Source organism: Chryseobacterium sp. VD8 (assembly GCF_037149975.1).
Lineage (GTDB): Bacteria > Bacteroidota > Bacteroidia > Flavobacteriales > Weeksellaceae > Chryseobacterium > Chryseobacterium indicum.
Genome location: NZ_JBBCQL010000038.1, coordinates 1 through 17793 on the forward strand (window position 1 = coordinate 1; position 17793 = coordinate 17793).

Genomic DNA, 17793 nt, shown 5'->3' on the forward strand with positions numbered 1-17793 from the left:
AATTAATGTCGATGATGAAGTATGATGCTTCCACAATGGGAAATCACGATTTTGATAATGGACTGAATGGTTTTTTAAAGGTGTTACCCAATGCAAAATTCCCTTTCATCTGTTCAAATTACGATTTCAAAAATACAGTTCTGGACGGGAAAACTTCTCCTTACAAGATTTTCGATAAAAACGGAATCAAAGTTGGAATTTTCGGAGTGGGCATTCAGCTGGATGGACTGGTCGGTAAAAAACAATACGGAGAAACTGTTTATTCCGATCCTGTGGATGTTGCCCAGCATTACTCAAACTTCCTGAAAAACGAACAAAAATGTGATCTTGTCATCTGCCTTTCACACATAGGCTACGATTACAAAGACGAACCCAATAAAATAAGTGATAAAATCTTAGCTGCCCAGACAGAAAATATTGATATTATCTTGGGCGGTCATACCCATACCTTCCTGCCGGAACCTCAGACTTTTACCAACAGAGCGGGTAAAAATGTTCTGGTAAATCAGGTAGGATGGGCAGGTCTTCTGCTCGGCAGAATAGATTTCTTTTTTGATACTAATAAAAATGTAAAACATATTTCCTGGAATAATCAGGTAATAGACAGCAGCATAAAAGCATAAGCATGAAAAAACTTTCTTTAATCTCTCTTGGTATTTTAGCATCCCTGCAAGTTGCACATGCACAGACTATTTCTTCAAAAAAATGGGCAGATTTATTTTCCTATAATAATATTCTTGCCATGAAAGAAGATAACGGAAAAATAGTTGCAGCGGCAGACAGCGGGATTTTTTATTATACCATTTCTACCGGCGAAATTACCAAACTTTCTAAGGCAAACGGTTTACATGAGGTTAAAGTTTCGGCTTTTGATTATAATCCACAGAATAAAATCGGACTGTTAGGTTATCAAAACGGTTCACTGGATATAATCACTCCGGATGGGATTACTTATGTTGTAGATATTCCTATTGCAACAGGATACAACGGAAGCAAAAAAATCAATCATATATCAATTACCGGCGATCTTGCTGTGATTTCTGTAGGATATGGAGTCTCAATTTTCGATTTAAAAAAGAAAGAATTTAAGGATTCAGCATTCTTTTTATCAGGAGGCGTTTATCAGGCGAGTAATGAAGCTACTATTTTCGGAAATAAAGTTTTTTCTGTTACCAATACCGGTCTTAGAAGCCATGAAATGAATACCACTTTTCCTGTCTTTTCAACATGGACTACGGAATTGCCGGGCTCATTCAGCCATATAGATTCTGAAGGAGTATTAAGTTTTTCTTCCGGAAATACAGCCTATCTTTATAATAACGGAACTCCGACTGCTCTGTCACAATCATTCACTAATGTACGTGATCTAGTTGTTACAAATAACAATATTGTCGTTACAGATGCGAGCAGAGTGTATACATTCAGTACCAACGGAACTTTCAACGGAAATGTAACTTTCGGAGAAGAGTGCAATACTGCAACAACGGTTGGAAGCAGTGTTTATGGAGGAACTGCCTTTTCAGGAATTAAAAATGAAGGAGGGAATACTTTCAAGCCGGATGGTCCTTATCTCAATTATGCCTACAAAATAAGCCTCTATGGTGAAAATCAGATTTTGGTTTCAACAGGAGGAAGAGAATCTCGATTTAATACCGCAATTATCAATCCAAAAAATCCAGGATTTTATTATTTTGACGGAATGAGCTGGATATATCCTTCATATTTTAAAGGCAACTCTACAATTTTCAATGTTCTGGACGTGGTAGCAGATCCAGTAAATCCAACGGATGTATTCTTTACAAACTATATGCTCAATGGATCCCGCGGAATTTATAAAATGAAATACAATGCAGGAATCAAAGATTTTACTTTAGTCAAAAGTTATGATTTAGGAACCACCAATATCTTCACAAGACGACCTGTAGGTTTAATCTTTGATGATTCCAATAATCTGTTTGCTTCTATAGCTTTCTCTGGTGATGGTGCTGCACTTGGGCCTTATACTGCTATCGGAGCTTATGACAGAACAAGTGATGATTTTGTGATAAAAAACACAACTTCTCAATTTGGAGCGGCACAAAAAGCTTTATATAGTGAAGGACTTCTTTTTATTCCTACGCCGCGAACTAATAATTTTATAGCGTATGATACAAAGAAAACGCAAAGTACATCGGACGATACTGCCTATATTTTAACCCAGCCCAATGGCTTCCCGACCACAGCAAATGGAACGATTTCTGTAGCTGTCGATAAATCGGGGGACGCATGGATTGGTACAGATGTGGGATTAAGAGTTCTTTCTAATGCTGTTTCAGCAATAAAAACCCCTTCTACAGCAAAGATGGAACCTATCATCATAGAACAGAACGGATTGGGAGAAGAACTCTTCAGAGACGGACAGATTTTACAGATCGAAGTAGATGCCGGAGATCATAAGTGGGTTTCGGTTGACGGCGGCGGAGTGTATTATCTTTCTGCTGATGGACAGCAGACGATTAAACATTTTACCAAAGAAAATTCTCCACTCCCAACAAATACAATTACGGACATTAAGGTTGATAAAAAAACTGGAAAAGTATATTTTGTTTCTTATGACGGAATTGTGACGTATCAGGGAGATGTTGCCGATGTAACATCAAATTTTGGAAACGTTCTGGTATATCCAAACCCTGTAGTTTATTCTAATTTTAAAGGAAAAGTTACTATTAAAGGTTTGGCAGAAGTTACCAACATCCGAATTGCTGATGCCGCCGGAAACGTTGTACATTCCGCAGTGGCAAGAGGTGGATATTATGAGTGGGATCTTAATAACCAGAGAGGAACCAGAGTTGCCTCCGGAGTTTATTTTGTATTAATGACCAATGAGGACGGCTCCGATAAAGCTACGGCAAAGATTGCTGTCGTAAATTAATGAATTCACAAAGCGGATTTTTATTATCTTATATAAAATATGGTGAAAATGATGCGGTACTGCATTGTTTCACTGAAGAAGACGGGTTTCAGTCTTATTTTTTAAAAGGAATATATGCTAAGAAAAATAAGAAAAAAGCCCTTCTTCTTCCATTAAGCAAACTTAATTTCTCTTTAAATCCTGTAAAAGGAAACGGAATCCAGACAATTTCAAAATTTGAACTGATTAAAAGCAACGATATTTATACGGATATTCGTTGTAACACGGTTGTATTTTTTATTTCAGATTTTTTAAACCAAAATCTGAGACATGAAAACAAAAACCATCACATTTTTTTCTGTCTTGAAGAATTTACAGATGAGCTGGAAAACCGGAATTATCAGTCTCATTTAATTTTTTTAATTAAAATTCTAAAAATTCAGGGTGTTGCACCTTTACTGAATTCGGGAAAATATCTGGATCCGGAAACCGGAACTTTCACGCATGAAATAATGCATCAACTATTTACAGAAGAAGTTTCAGCCATTTGGAAAACCATTCTGTCGGCCGAAAATCCTTACAGTATTAAAATACATTCCAATTTCAGAAAAGATTTTTTAGACAGCCTACTTGTGTATTATCATTACCATATCACCGATTTTAAAATTCCTGCTTCTCTGGAAGTCATTCAGCAGATATTTGAATAATTAATACTTGAGAATTGGCGTTAAGTAACATATTATTGATTTAAAATTCCACATTTTTCGGTGTTTCGGTTTCAGATTCTGCAATATTTTTTCTGGAAAATCTTGGCATTAAAATTTTGGCAATAAGACCTGTCCAGCCTGTCTGATGTGATGCTCCTACACCGCGACCGGTATCTCCATGAAAATATTCATAGAATAAAATATAATCTTTAAAATCCGGATCGGTCTGAAATCTGGGATACTGACTGTTAAAAGGACGGTTTCCATGTTCATCCTTCAAAAATAATGAAGACAGTCTTCTGCTTAAAGCCTCTGCAATTTCGTCAAGATTGGAATAGTTTCCGCTTCCGGTAGGATATTCCACCAAAAAATCGGGACTGTAATAGAAAAAGAATCGTTGCAGACTTTCAATAATTAAAAAATTAATCGGAAACCAGATCGGACCACGCCAATTGCTGTTTCCGCCAAAAAGTCCGCTGTCGCTTTCCGCGGGAGTATATTTTACCTTGTAATCTGTTCCGTTGAGATTTAGGGTAAACGGATTGTCTTCATATTCCTTTGAAAGCGCCCGAACACCAAATTCGCTTAAAAACTGCTTCGGATCGAGCATTCTGCTTAATAATCTCTTCAAACGATGTCCTCGTAAAAGAGAAAGTAAGTGTTTGGATTCATCTCCTTTTACTTCCCAATGAGAAACCAGAGCAGCCAGTTCAGGTTTATTTTCCAGAACCCAAGTCATTCTTTTCTTAAAATTCGGAAGTTTTTCGATCATTTCGTCATCGATAACCTCAACCGCAAACATGGGAATAAGCCCAACAATAGTTCTTAATTTCAGATACATATGATCTCCATCGCTCGAAGCAATGGCATCATAAAAGAATTCGTCTTCTTCATCCCACAAGCTGAAACATTCTTCTCCCATGTTATCCAGAGAATTGGCTATTGCCAGAAAATGCTCAAAAAACTTCATTGCCATTTCTTCGTACACATTGTTGTATAATGCGAGTTCCATGGCAATTCTCATCATATTTAAAGCAAACATTGCCATCCAGCTTGTTCCGTCGGACTGTTCGAGATGTTCTCCGTTGGGAAGAGGCATATTCCGGTCGAAAACACCGATGTTGTCAAGACCTAAAAATCCGCCTTCGAAAATATTATTTCCGTTGTTATCTTTTTTATTCACCCACCATGTGAAATTCATCAGGAGTTTCTGAAAAGCACTTTCTAGAAATTGCAGATCGGGATTACCTTTCAGATATTCATCAATTTTAAAAACCCTGAAAACAGCCCATGCATGAACGGGAGGATTTACATCGCTAAAATCCCATTCATAAGCCGGAAGCTGTCCGTTTGGATGCATATACCATTCAAAAAGAAACAATTTTAGCTGATGCTTTGCAAAATCCGGATCAATTAATGAAAAACTGATGGTGTGGAAAGCCAGATCCCACGTTGCGTACCACGGATATTCCCATTTATCGGGCATGGAAATAATGTGTTCGTTGTTGAGGTGTTTCCACTCAGAATTTCTGATGTGTTCTCGGGATTTTGGAGGAGGAGTTTGTGACGGATCTCCTTTCAGCCAACGTTCCACATTGTAATGATAGAACATTTTGTTCCAGAGCATTCCTGCAAAAGCCTGCCGCTGAACCAGTTTTTCGTCTTCTGTTTTTATTCCGCACTGAATGTCTGCATAAAATTCGTCTGCTTCATTTTGTCTTGAAACGAAAATTTCTTCAAAATCCTGAAATGGCTGTTTCAGATCCTGATCCGAAAGTCTTAATTCAAAAGTCTTTGTTTCTTTTGGCTTAAAATTTTCGTCGATGAAAAAGGAAGCCTTTGTTCCAAAATCTTTTGGGTTTACGGACTGGGAATTTCCGTTGATGACAAAATCATTGATTCCGTTTTTTGTATATTTTGACTGGTTCTGAGAATGATAAAGTCTTTCATTATTCGTTTCGTTATCGCAGAATAATACTTTCTGAGCATTTTTTGCGTATACATTTTTGATTTCTAAATCCTGATGATTAATCCTGATGCAATCTGAATTTTCAGAATTCATTTGAGGTTTGTAATTATTATATCCCCAATTCCATGTATTTCTGAACCAGACTGTTGGAAGAACGATTAACGGAGCTTCTTTTTCTGATTTATTCACCACTGTTAATTTTACCAGAATATCGTTCTGACTTTCTTTGGCATATTCAATAAAAATATCAAAGTATTCGTTTTGGTCGAAAATTCCGGTATCGATTAATTCGTATTCGGGATCTTCTTTTCCTCTTTCCGCATTGGTTTTTATTAAATCGTCGTAGGGAAATGCGTTTTGAGGATATTTGTACAGCATTTTCATGTAAGAATGCGTAGGCGTGGAATCGAGATAATAAAAATATTCTTTCACATCTTCACCATGGTTTCCCTGACCGTTTGATAAGCCAAAGAAGCGTTCTTTCACCATTTTATCTTTTTTGTTCCAGAATCCGACTGAAAAAACAAGCTTCTGAAGGTCATCACAGATGCCGCAGATTCCTTCTTCTCCCCAACGGTAGGTTTTGGCTTCCGCAATGTCGTGATTGGTGTAGTTCCACGCATCACCATCTGCACTGTAATCTTCACGTACCAATCCCCATTCGCGGTTGCTTACGTAAGGTCCCCATTTTTTCCATGTAACGTCGGACAGTCTTTCTTTTTCTTTCATGTTTTTTTATAAATGATGATTAACCAATAATCTATGAATATTTTATTGTTTTGTGAAACCTCATAGGTTTTAAAAACCTATGAGGTTTTCAGAATGATAATTTAAATGCTTATTTTAAAATTGACAGCGAAACGGATTCATCAGTAACAATTGATTTTTGAAAGACTTTCTTCTCTGCTTCGGCTTAAATGCGCCCCGGATTGAACGGTCTGTCTGAGCTCTTTTTGTAAGCTCAGGAAAAAGCAAAGGCACAAAAAAGCGAGTAGTGAAAGCCGGAATTGTGCGCCCAAAGAATTATCCTCCTGTTGAAAAGCTTTCGAAAGTTGTCATTCCGCCATCTACGAAAATACTGGCTCCGGTGATGTAATCTGCAAGATCACTTGCGAGAAACGCCGCCATATTTCCGATATCCTGCGGCTGCCCGATTCTGTTGTAAGGGATTAAGTCTAATAAGGAATTTAAAGCTTCGGGAGTACTCCACGCAGCTTTGTTAATGGGCGTCTGAATTGCTCCGGGACAAATGGAATTGACACGGATTTTGTCTGCACCATATTCCTGCGCCAAAGTCTGCATGAGCATTCTGATGGCTCCTTTGCTTGAAGCATAATTGGCATGACCTGCCCAAGGAATGATTTCGTGAACGGAACTGATGTGAATAATTTTTCCGCAGGCAACAGAACGCGAAGGATCGATACCACGGCGAAGAAATTCTTTAATGGCTTCTCTTGCACACAAAAACTGACCTGTAAGATTGATACCTATGACGGTATTCCACTGATCGAGCGTCATTTCGGTGAATTTTGCATCTTTCTGAATGCCTGCGTTATTGATGAGAATATCGACTGTTCCGAATTGTGAAACCACATCCTGAAACATTTTAATAACCTGATCTTCTTTGGAAACATCGCATTGATAGGTTATTCCGTTTCCGCCTGTGTCGGTAATTTCTTTTAAAACGGCTTTTGCTTCATCTAAAGAGTGTTCTGAAGAGTGATTAACAATTACGGTTGCTCCTGCTGAAGCGAGTGATTTTGCAATTCCTGAACCAATTCCACTGGAAGCTCCGGTAACGACAGCGACCTGATTGTGAAGAGATATTTCCATGTTTTATTATTTGATGTTACTCAAATTTAGGTGAAAGTTTCACGCCAAACATGAAAATTCAAATTAAAAATTTCTTAAAGTTTACTTTCTTGCGGATTAAGCTAAACTCGTTTTACGGAATCGATGATCTTTTCAAAAATTGTGTTTACAGTTTTTTGTACATCAGATATTGTATTCCGCTTCTGCCCATTCTTGTTTTTCCGTCGAATTTGTAGCCGACTTTAAGGTATAATTCGTAAGCAGAACTATTGTTTTGGTTCACTGCAAGAACAATCTCATTGCAGTCTCTGAAGTTTTCTCTAACAAATTCATCAAGAAGAATCATTGCAGCTTTTCCGATTCCTTTTCCCTGTGATTCCGGATTTACAGAAAGTGAACGCAGTAACATCGAATCGTGATTGTCTGTGATGTCTAATTTATCATTTCCGAAATCCAGCACAAAAAAGCCGACCGGAAGATTATTCTCCAGAATGGTTATGGGAAAAGCAAGGGTATCGCTGCGTTCTTCAATTTTCTGTAGTGCCTGTTCTGCGGTAGCGGTGTATTGCAATTGCGTTTCGTCCAAAGTATAGCTTACTCCGGGAAAATCTTTCGGCTCAAAAAATTTTAATTTTACCATAATTTAATGATGATAAATGTCTTCATACATTACTCCTGCCCGAATTTCAACCGGCAGTTTATTTTCTTCGGGAACAACGGGACAATTGTAATCGTAAGCGTTGTAAGCACAGTAAGGATGATACGATTTATTAAAATCCAGAATAATGGTTTTGTCTTTCGGAATCGTTAAATCGAGATATTTTCCACCGCCGTAGGTTTCTTTTTCATTGGTGGCATCACGGAAAGGCAGAAATAAATGGTCTTTGTATTTTTTCTGTTTGATTAAATCCAGACTTTGATACAGCGTTAATGTATATGACTTTCCGTCTAACTGAAATGTTGCTTTTCCAAATTCTCTGTAAGGTTTCGTTTTTCCTGAAGACGTAGGAAGATCAAAGGGTTCTGCGTTTTCCGTTTTCTGGAATTTTGCAGTAATTCTGTATTTTAAATTGATCGGAAAGAAAGGATGCTGCTTAAAATTTTTAAAGTTATCTCCGCGCAAAGGCGTTTCTTTCGGGTTTAAATATTCTGCATTGAGTTCTTTCTGAAATTTTTTAATTTCAGTTTCTTCTTTTGAAATCTTTTGAGAGAATATCAAGAGTGGAAAAAGTAAAAATATGAATATGTATTTTTTCATGAACTTAAAACTATGATTTACGATGAAAATTTTATACTGAATAAGCTATTCAGTAGATCACTCTTTAGTAAGATTCTGAAATTTTCACACGGTAGATATCGGATGAATTTCGTTTAATGGATTCCACAAAAAATCCGCCTTCTTCCGGAATAACCTCCTTTAAATCAAAACTTTCACAATCTTTTGGCAATCCTGAAAACACAAGAGTAAACCAGAAATCTCTCATAAACGGAACCGGAGTCCAGTCGGGATAGATGGTAATATTTTCTGCATGTATAAGTTTGCTCTGATGTTCTGACTGATTATCAAAAAGATAGGTAGACTGCCAGATTCTGATGAAGTTCCCAAAGAATGGTGAAGCCGGAAAACAGCAATGTACAATTACCTGCCGTTCCTCTTCCATCTTAATCTGGAGGGATTCTAATAATTCTTTCACGATCACCGGTTTTACAATTGTTTCTGACATAATTTCTTTGTGAAGTAAATAGTCAGTTCCTCTAATTTAGTATTTTAATTTGAAATCTGACTATTCTTTAATCACTTTTTTTAATATTTCAGCTGCAATTTTTCTTTTGAATAGTTTCTTACTTTTTCTGTAAGTTCAGGATTGTCTGCCAGCTTCTGTCCATAAGAAGGTACTATTTCCAGCAGTTTTTCTTTCCATTCACCATGAAGTTTTTCAGGGAAGCATTTTTCAAGCACGCTCAGCATTGCATACACTGCTGTAGACGCTCCCGGAGAAGCTCCCAATAGTGAAGCAATGGTTCCTTTTTTATTCACTACTACTTCAGTTCCGAATTCCAGTTTCCCGCCGTGTTTTTCATCTTTTTTAATGATCTGAACTCGTTGTCCGGCAACTTTCAGTTCCCAGTCTTCTTCTTTGGCATCTTTAATAAATTCTCTCAAATGCTGAATTCTTTGGGATTTCGTCATTGCCACCTGCTGAACCAGATATTTCGTTAAGGGAATATTATGCCACCAAGCTCCGAAAAGCGATCTCAAATTTTTAGTATTCACACTTTCAGGTAGATCCAGATAGCTTCCTTCTTTTAAAAACTTAGTTGAAAATCCAGCAAAAGGTCCGAAAAGAAGTGCTTTCTCTCCATCAATAATTCTTAAATCCAAATGAGGAACGGACATTGGAGGTGCATCCACCGTTGCCTGTGTATATACTTTTGCCTGATGTTTTTCCACCAATTCCTGATTATGACTTACCAGCCATTGTCCGGAAACCGGAAAACCGCCGTAACCTTCGCTTTCTTTGATTTCTGAACTGTCTAACAACGGCAAAGCATATCCTCCTGCTCCAATGAATACAAAATCCGCCTCTACCTCCTGTTTGTGATTATGAATCCTGTCTTTCACTTTCATTTCCCAGGTTCCGTCTTCTTTCGGATCGATGTCTTTAACTTCGTGGTACAGGAAAACTTCAACATTGGAATCTTCCAGCAAATGTCTTCCCATTTTTCTTGTCAGGGTTCCGAAATTAACATCAGTTCCCAGATCCATTTTAGTGGCTGCCATTATTTCAGACTGATTTCTTTTGCTCATTACCAAAGGAATCCATTCTCTCAATTTATCGTGATCGGTTGAAAATTCCATTCCTTTAAACAGAACGGATTCTGACATTTTCTCATGACGTTTTTTAAGATATTCTGCATCTTTTTCTCCAAAAACGAGACTCATGTGCGGACAGGAATTGATGAAATCCTTCGGTTCGCTGATGTAACCTTTGGTAATTAAGTAAGACCAGAACTGTTTTGAAATTTCAAACTGTTCAGCAATGCTTTCCGCTTTGGAAATATCGATGGTTCCGTCTGGTTTTTCGGGAGTATAATTAAGCTCACAAAACGCTGAATGACCTGTTCCTGCATTATTCCAGGCTGCTGTACTTTCTTTGGCAAACCTTCCCAGCCTTTCAAAAATAGCTATTTCGAGCTCAGGATCAAATTCGTGTAATAATGTAGCTAAAGTGGCACTCATAATTCCGCCACCTATTAGAACAACGTCGTATTTTGGTTTCGGCGTTCTGCTTGTAAGCGATTGTGACATAATTTAAATTTTATAGGTCAAAGTTCGGGAAAAGTTATTGAAAATCGGCTTTGTTAAACGATTTTAACATGAGTTTTTGGGAAAAAACCAGAGTTTTTATTATTGTCTGTATAGTATTTTTTTAAAGGCTTCGGCGGCGAAGCCGCCGAAGCCTTTAAAAAAAGCATCCGCAAAGTTTGCGGATGCCCTGTATGATTTAAAATTCAGATTAATTCAGCTTTGCAGTTAGCTTTTTAAACTGTTTCTCTGCACTTTTTCCTTCGTATAAAATTCCGTAAATCGTATCTACAATCGGAAGTTTCAATCCTTTTTCCTTTGAGGTTTTGTAAATAGAATTGGCTGCATAATAACCTTCCGCAATCATGTTCATCGACTGGATTGCCGATTTTACGGTATATCCTTTCCCAATAAGATTTCCCAAGTTTCTGTTTCTGGAAAATAATGAATATGCCGTAACCAGTAAATCTCCGAGATAAGCACTTTCGTTCACGTCTCTCGGCGCTTCGTAGATGGCTTCAAGAAAAGTCTCCATTTCACGGATCGCATTGGAAACAAAAACCGCAGTAAAGTTATCTCCATATCCCAATCCATTCGCAATTCCGGCTCCGATAGCAAAAATATTTTTAAGAATCGCACTGTATTCGTTGCCTAAGATATCTTTGCTGGAATGCATTTTAATAAAATCTGAATTGAAAATATCCACCAGTTTCTGTGAAACCTCATCTTCTACCGTTGCAACGGTAAGATAGGACAGTCTTTCCATCGCCACTTCTTCTGCGTGACAAGGTCCTGCAATCACTGCCTGATTCCTGAAGCCTATTTTAAATTCATCTCTTAAATAATGTGCTACGACATCATTTACCTTCGGAATAATTCCTTTTATGGCAGAAACAAAAATTTTATTCTGATAATCACAGGTCATTTTCTCCAGCGTATCGGAAAGATAGATCGACGGCGTTGCCAAAACAATAATTTCACAGGTAGAAACCAGCTCGTTGACATCGGTTGTAAGCTTAAGATTTTTAAGATTAAAATTGACTGCTGTAAGATAAGTGGGGTTATGACCTCTCTGCTCAATCGCTCCTTTTACGTACTCATTTCTTACGCACCAGTGCACAACTTTGCAGTTTTCCACAAGCATTTTCACAATAGCAGTCGCAAAACTTCCACTTCCGACTACTCCTACCGCAACGTCATTTTTGCTTTTCTTCGGGTTCGATTCTATATTTGTTTTCTTTTTAGCCATGATAGAAATGTGAACTGCAAATATATTAAAACAAAGACGGAAAGAAGGATTTTAAGAGCATGATAAAACCCAATTTTAGACAAAATTAACACTTCAACACAATTAAATATCTAATAGACCGTTAATTACAGAAAAAACTAAAGTTTTGTTAAAAATAAGCCTGAAAGTTTATTTTTAATTAAATTTGCAGGCTTAAAACCGTTTTGTAATTATACTAAGAGAAGAAAAATGAAGAAATTTCTAAGCAGTAAAAAGAACATAAATGTGCTTTTAGGAGGACTTTTATTAGTAGTTTTTGCGCAAGGTATTTTCATTGCAAAGTTGTATTCGGAAAAGGACAACAAAAATTATGAAGTGAACCTTGTAAAGATAAACACTGAAAAAGACAGTGTAGATTACCTGAAAATGAAAACTGATCTTACACTGGTAGATCAAACCGTAGCGGAGCTGAATTCTTTCCTTAAATCTAAGGATGTTCCCAACGAAAAAGTGACGATTCTGAGCAAAGACAGTATCTCCAACTCTATTTATCTGGCAAAACAGGCAAACCGATACAGCCAGTATCTGATGAATCTTCAGAAAAAATTACTGGAAGTTCCTTTGGGAATGCCGACTGAAGGTTATATTTCGTCTAATTTCGGAGTGAGAAAGAACCCTATCCCTTTTAAAACCGTTTTAGCTTCGGTAAAAAGCAGTGCTGCCAAACCTGCTGCTGTTGCCGCCGCAACTCCGGAAGTAAAAGCTGAACCTGTAGAAAAAATTATAGAAGTAACAGACAGCTATGGAAATAAAAGAGAGGTAAAAGTAATGGTAACTCCGAAAGCTCCTTCTGCAGCTCCCGCTCTTGCTTCGTCAGCAAAATCTGTTGCAGCCGGATCTGAAAAACCTGCAGAAAAGAATAATGCTCCTGCAGAAGCAGACCAGATGCAGTTTCATAAAGGACTGGATATTGCCGTGGCTTATGGATCAGATGTCGTGGCAACTGCAGCCGGAACTGTTATTTTTTCCGGACAGAAAGGAGGATACGGAAATTGTGTGATCGTTTCTCACGGAAACGGACTGGCAACTCTTTACGGACATTTGTCGCAGTTGGTCGCTAAAGTGAATGATAAAGTGAAAGTGGGACAGGTTATCGCCAAATCAGGAAATTCGGGTCGTTCTACAGGACCTCATCTTCATTATGAAGTACATAAGAACAATACTCCGGTAAATCCAAAGTTATTTATGAATCTTTAAATTAACATCTAAAATATAGAGTTTCGGCGGCACCTTTGGTGCCGCCGAAACTTTTAAAACATATCTTAAAAAAATTAGTAAGCTGCTGTAAAACGCTCTCTGATGTGATTATTCTGTTCCAGTTCATCCACTAAAACCACCGCCACATCTTCTACAGAAAGAATACTTCTTCCGTTTTCATCAAAAACAGGGCTCTCCAGACCGGTTCTGTATTTTCCGGTTCTTACGCCTGCCGTTCCCTGATGCATTTCAATTGCCGGACTGAAAAATGTCCAGTCTAAGGTTTCATTTTCTTTAATTTTGTTTAAATAATCTCTTGCCGCAGTTGCACCCGGTTTTATCTCAGCAGGAAAATCTGGTCCGTCTACCAGTTGTTTTCCATCAATATAAAGACTTCCTGCCCCACCCACAGTAATAAATCTTTTTACACCGGATTGTTCAACTGCTTTTTCGATATTTACAGATCCATTCAGAAAATCATCATACAAATTAGGATTGGTCCATCCCGCGTTAAAAGCACTGATTACGGCATCATTCCCTTTTAAAGCTTCTGACAATTCGTCTGCTTTGTTTACATCTACACTTTTAGCCGTTACTTTTTCGTTTTGCTCCACTTTTGAAGCATCTCTTACAATTGCTTCCACCTGATATCCTCTGTTGGATAATTCTTTTACAACCTGAGTTCCTACAAAACCTGTCGCTCCTATTACTGCTACTTTTTTCATACTTTTTTATTTATTTAATTGTAATAATTATTGTTACATTTTGTGTTAAAAAATTTTATTTGAATTGGTCGCTGAATTCTTTCAAAGATTTATTTCCTAAAAAATTGAGAACCAACTGATCTGTTTCTGAAAACAATATCCTAAGATGATTATTAATATCTTTCCCTACAGGACAAACCGGATTCGGATTATTGTTTTTCTTTCCTAAAACTTCGGTATTTTTCACAGCCAGATAGATTTCAGAAATTCGTATGGAATCTGCACTCTTTGCCAGCTGACTCCCTCCTTCTTTTCCCTGTCTGCTTATAATTAAACCCGCTTCTCTTAACACACCAAGCTCTTTACGAACAACCACAGGATTGATATTGATACTTCCTGCTATCCATTCTGAAGTAAGCCAATCCTGCGGACTTTCCGCCAATAAGGTCATAATATGTATTGCCGTAGCAAATCTTGTGTTGTTCATCGTAATTACTCAGCAAAGATAGATAATTTTTTAATGTAACAAAAATTATTACAATTAAATTTTGTTAAAGTATCAGACGATCAAGATCCAGAAGAAGATAATTGATGTTCTGATTGATGGTTCTGGTTGCCGACTGCATCTGGTTGAGCATTGCGGCACGGTTATGAAGATCATCTGAACGGTAAAATCCTCCGTCACTGAAAATAACAGATTCGTCTGCCTTTTTTCTGTCATCATCAAACTGATAATGAAGCCAGCGTTCTTTCATGCTCGAAATAATGGAATGCTGTTCCCTGTTGGAAAACTTTTTTTCTGTATACATATACCAGATAAACGGCGGAAAGTTAGGTGACTGTAATTTGCCATTCCATACATCTCTTAGCAGATTTCTCTGATGAATAAATTCTACTTTTTTACCTTTCGGATTTAAAGTTGCCAAACCGAATCCTGCTCCTAAAACTCCTCCTCCGATATCAATGGCATTACTCCATGAATTATCCTTTACAATTCCTCCCGCTACCGAAGCAGCAGCTCCCGTTACAATCGACAGCAGAATAAGCTTATTGTTTCTGGAATCGTTTAAGTTATCCACATAATTTCCGATCTGTGCTACTCTTTCGCCTTCACAGTCGAATTCTGCCGCAACCGCATCCAGTTCAGTTAAAGCAATGGTTATTTTACTGTTGATTTTAGATTTAAGCTGTAACACTTTAACCTGAGACTCCAGAGAAGTATCTTTTTTAAGCTCCATAATCTCATGAACTTCGTCCAGATTATCCAGGGCATTAAGAATAAGAATACTCTGGTCAGAAAATTTATCTCTTAACTCTTTATTGGCCTGAATAATGGAATCAGAATTGTACGAAGGAAGTTTATTACCGTAATTATACTTGAAAGGCGCTTTACAGTAGCTGTCTTTGAGTGTAAGAATATTTTGCTTAATTGCCTGATTTTTTCTGGATACGCAGGAAGTAAGCAACATACAGAATGCTGCGAAGTAAATTATCTTCTTCATTGATTGATGTTTTTGCGATTCGGGATTCTTATTTTTCATCTGTAAGCTGCAAACTTTCAGAAAACTAATAAGAATTGCATTATTTAAATTTCAAACCAAAGATAAAGTTACACAAATAAAAAAAATTTACCCGAATAACAGGTAAATTTTTAAGCTATTTTAATAAAATTATTTCTTGATATCCAGTAATTCACTTCAAAAATAAGCGTGGAATTCGGACCAATCTCTTTGCTGATCTGCTGATCTCCGTAAGCAAGATGCGGAGGAATAATCAGTCTCCACTTGCTTCCTACAGGCATAAGCTGAAGCGCTTCCGTCCATCCTGCAATCACTCTATTTAAAGGAAATGAAGCAGGAGTTCCTCTTTTCACAGAACTGTCGAAAACTTTTCCGGTAATGGTTGTTCCATGGTAATGGCATTTTACTGTAGATCTCGGACCCGGCTTTTCGCCATCGCCTTCCGTAATGATTTCATACTGTAATCCGCTCGGCAATTCTACCACGCTTTCTCTCTTGCCATATTCTGCCATATATTCCTGACCGTCTTTCAGGTTTTTTTCTGCCAATTCTTTTTTACGTTTAAATAACATATCTGCTACTCCCATAATTGATAATTTTTGCAAAGATAGTTCTTTGTGCTGGAAGATGACAGCCGGAAGATGTAAGTTTTTTAATCATAGAAAATTTTAAAAATATATAAACCATTAGTTTTCAGTTTATTAAATTTTATTTTTTTTACATCTTTAATTCAGCTTAAAAAATTCAAGTATCATTAATATTCTGTTAATAGGATTTCGGAAACTTGGCGTTATAATTGGACTTAAAAACTAAATGCCCAATCCATTACCATATAAAAAGAAATATGACAGACTGACTGATGAAGAGCAAGAGCTTCTGGAAATCAATAAAAAAAGTATTACCGATTTTGTTGAACAGTCCCCTTCTGTAAGTGATGTTCACTATGCAACAAGAAACGCCCATGCCAAAACGTATGCTGTTACCAAAGGAACTTTTCTGATCGATAAAAACATTCCCGAAGAACTAAAACCGTACTTTGATAAGGAAAAATACGACCTTGTTATCCGGTTTTCCAATGCGCATTTAAAGGTGGTAAAAGGAAAAAAAGATCTTCCTGCTTATGGTTTTGCAGTAAAAATAAATGATGAAAAAGGAAACGTCATTGCCAATTTCCCTTTAGTAAATTTTCCTTTATTTCCGATTAATTCGGTGAGTACATTTTTAAAATTATTCACTTCCGTTAATCGCTTTTTTGTTAAAAAATGGAGTTCCTTTTCTTTACTAATGCAGATATTAAAAGTAATTCCCTCTACATTTACCTTATCATTTGCAAAAAATATATTTAAGCTCTGGAGCAAAAGAAATGATTTTTTTCTTTCGTTTGATTTTCATTCGGTAGGAGTATACAGATTCGGAGATTATATGATGAAAATTAAATTAAAGCCTCAATCTGTCAACAAACATTTCGGGAAAAAACTGAAGGTTAAAAATGCTCTGGAAAGCTACCTTAAAGAAGAAAATTTCTCAGCAGATGTTCTTGTTCAGCTTTGTTATGATCTGAAGTATCAGCCAGTGAATAAACTCAATGTGGAATGGAAAAATTCACCTTACCTTAAAATCGGGGAAGTAAAAATTGAAAAAGATCAGCTTCTGAATTCCGATTCCTGCGACAGTGAACTGCTTTCTTTTAACCCTTTTGAAAGTAAAATATTTTTTCAGCCCGTCGGAAAAATACAAAAGCTCCGTGATGAAGCCTATAAAGTTTCTGTGCAGACGAGACGAAAAATTAATAAACTGCTAAAATATAATAAGTAGTAAGAAAATGTGAATGGTTAATTTTGCTTTGCAGATAATCTGTTCTTAATGCTGATTCAAGAACACTTTAAAAATTATTCCGGATATTTTCGTTCGTGAAGGCTTTTCGCTGAGCAAATAACAGCATTTTTTCAAAGAGGAAACCTTATTTATTTTTTATAACATTTGTCATTCCGTCTTACATTGTTTCGGAATGACAAATGTCTAATATTCAATCATTAAAATTGAGATTAATTTTTTGAAGTAATTTTCTCGTATTCCTCCTCAAAAGTTTTTTTCCATTTCGCAATGGTCGTTCTGCTAATCTTATACTTTTTAGACATATAATTCGTAGAAAAATTATGCTTGTTCTGATATTGTAAAAGTTTAAGCATTGTTTTTTTATCGTATGTCTTCAGTTTTTGGTTTTTCTCCAGACTTTCTTTTGATTGTTTAAAAACCAGCTCATTAAAATTCAAAACATCTTCAGTTGTTTTCAAATTTTTTATCAGACGCTGAACTTTCGGATCTTTCAGTTTATCGGGATCTTTTTCTTTAAGCATATCCTGATAAATCTTTGTATAATTTGGACGCATAGGATATTT

Annotated in this window: 17 protein-coding genes; 5 read left to right on the forward strand and 12 right to left on the reverse strand. The window is 36.8% G+C overall.

Going from position 1 to position 17793, the window contains the following annotated elements; genetic code table 11:
* The 3 genes from WFK35_RS06435 to recO all read left to right on the forward strand — a co-directional run.
* The coding region (locus WFK35_RS06435) for a metallophosphatase (protein ID WP_336731912.1) at nt 1–623 on the forward strand (623 nt) is incomplete at its 5' end.
* Between the two features lie 2 nt (nt 624–625).
* Complete coding sequence (gene porZ, locus WFK35_RS06440; protein WP_336731913.1) at nt 626–2911, forward strand: type IX secretion system anionic LPS delivery protein PorZ; 2286 nt, start codon at nt 626–628, stop codon at nt 2909–2911.
* Nucleotides 2911–3597 carry a DNA repair protein RecO gene (gene recO, locus WFK35_RS06445; protein WP_336731914.1) on the forward strand — a complete coding sequence of 229 codons (687 nt, stop codon included), beginning with the start codon at nt 2911–2913 and terminating at the stop codon, nt 3595–3597. Before porZ ends, recO begins: the two co-directional genes overlap by 1 nt.
* Nucleotides 3598–3637: 40 nt before the next feature.
* Here recO and WFK35_RS06450 read toward each other — a convergent pair whose 3' ends face one another.
* The 7 genes from WFK35_RS06450 to WFK35_RS06480 all read right to left on the reverse strand — a co-directional run bounded on the left by WFK35_RS06450 (nt 3638) and on the right by WFK35_RS06480 (nt 11934).
* On the reverse strand, nt 3638–6295 hold the full coding sequence (locus tag WFK35_RS06450) for an MGH1-like glycoside hydrolase domain-containing protein (protein WP_336731915.1): 2658 nt from the start codon (nt 6293–6295) through the stop codon (nt 3638–3640).
* Between the two features lie 294 nt (nt 6296–6589).
* Nucleotides 6590–7399, reverse strand: a complete 810-nt coding sequence (locus WFK35_RS06455) for a glucose 1-dehydrogenase (protein ID WP_336731916.1) — start codon at nt 7397–7399, stop codon at nt 6590–6592.
* Between the two features lie 145 nt (nt 7400–7544).
* Complete coding sequence (locus WFK35_RS06460) at nt 7545–8018, reverse strand: GNAT family N-acetyltransferase (RefSeq protein ID WP_336731917.1); 474 nt, start codon at nt 8016–8018, stop codon at nt 7545–7547.
* A gap of 3 nt (nt 8019–8021) precedes the next feature.
* Nucleotides 8022–8636, reverse strand: a complete 615-nt coding sequence (locus WFK35_RS06465) for a DUF1684 domain-containing protein (RefSeq protein WP_336731918.1) — start codon at nt 8634–8636, stop codon at nt 8022–8024.
* A 64-nt stretch (nt 8637–8700) separates the two neighbouring features.
* A complete protein-coding gene (locus tag WFK35_RS06470; RefSeq protein WP_214588656.1) occupies nt 8701–9102 on the reverse strand; it encodes a hypothetical protein in 402 nt (133 codons plus the stop codon).
* A gap of 80 nt (nt 9103–9182) precedes the next feature.
* Nucleotides 9183–10688, reverse strand: a complete 1506-nt coding sequence (gene mqo, locus WFK35_RS06475) for a malate dehydrogenase (quinone) (protein ID WP_235132670.1) — start codon at nt 10686–10688, stop codon at nt 9183–9185.
* A 208-nt stretch (nt 10689–10896) separates the two neighbouring features.
* Nucleotides 10897–11934 carry an NAD(P)H-dependent glycerol-3-phosphate dehydrogenase gene (locus WFK35_RS06480; RefSeq protein ID WP_336731919.1) on the reverse strand — a complete coding sequence of 346 codons (1038 nt, stop codon included), beginning with the start codon at nt 11932–11934 and terminating at the stop codon, nt 10897–10899.
* A gap of 228 nt (nt 11935–12162) precedes the next feature.
* On the opposite strand from WFK35_RS06480, the gene WFK35_RS06485 reads away from it, so the two are divergent.
* Nucleotides 12163–13170: a M23 family metallopeptidase gene (locus WFK35_RS06485; RefSeq protein ID WP_336731920.1), complete on the forward strand. Its 1008-nt coding sequence runs from the start codon at nt 12163–12165 to the stop codon at nt 13168–13170.
* A gap of 74 nt (nt 13171–13244) precedes the next feature.
* Here WFK35_RS06485 and WFK35_RS06490 read toward each other — a convergent pair whose 3' ends face one another.
* The 4 genes from WFK35_RS06490 to WFK35_RS06505 form a co-directional block, all read right to left on the reverse strand.
* Nucleotides 13245–13895 carry an NAD(P)-dependent oxidoreductase gene (locus WFK35_RS06490; protein ID WP_336731921.1) on the reverse strand — a complete coding sequence of 217 codons (651 nt, stop codon included), beginning with the start codon at nt 13893–13895 and terminating at the stop codon, nt 13245–13247.
* Between the two features lie 55 nt (nt 13896–13950).
* Complete coding sequence (locus tag WFK35_RS06495; RefSeq protein WP_214588651.1) at nt 13951–14361, reverse strand: Rrf2 family transcriptional regulator; 411 nt, start codon at nt 14359–14361, stop codon at nt 13951–13953.
* Between the two features lie 64 nt (nt 14362–14425).
* Nucleotides 14426–15376, reverse strand: coding sequence for a hypothetical protein (locus WFK35_RS06500; RefSeq protein ID WP_336731922.1), 951 nt, complete (start codon nt 15374–15376; stop codon nt 14426–14428).
* Nucleotides 15377–15525: 149 nt separating this feature from the next.
* Entirely contained in the window at nt 15526–15981 is a 456-nt protein-coding gene (locus WFK35_RS06505; RefSeq protein WP_336731923.1) for an FKBP-type peptidyl-prolyl cis-trans isomerase, read from the reverse strand.
* Nucleotides 15982–16207: 226 nt separating this feature from the next.
* Here WFK35_RS06505 and WFK35_RS06510 point away from each other — a divergent pair, with 226 nt between their 5' ends.
* Nucleotides 16208–17209, forward strand: a complete 1002-nt coding sequence (locus tag WFK35_RS06510) for a catalase (protein WP_336731924.1) — start codon at nt 16208–16210, stop codon at nt 17207–17209.
* Nucleotides 17210–17439: 230 nt separating this feature from the next.
* Here WFK35_RS06510 and WFK35_RS06515 read toward each other — a convergent pair whose 3' ends face one another.
* The gene (locus tag WFK35_RS06515) at nt 17440–17784 is read right to left on the reverse strand and encodes a helix-turn-helix domain-containing protein (RefSeq protein ID WP_214588647.1); all 345 of its coding nucleotides are present in this window, start codon (nt 17782–17784) and stop codon (nt 17440–17442) included.
* Between the last annotated feature and the right edge of the window lie 9 nt (nt 17785–17793).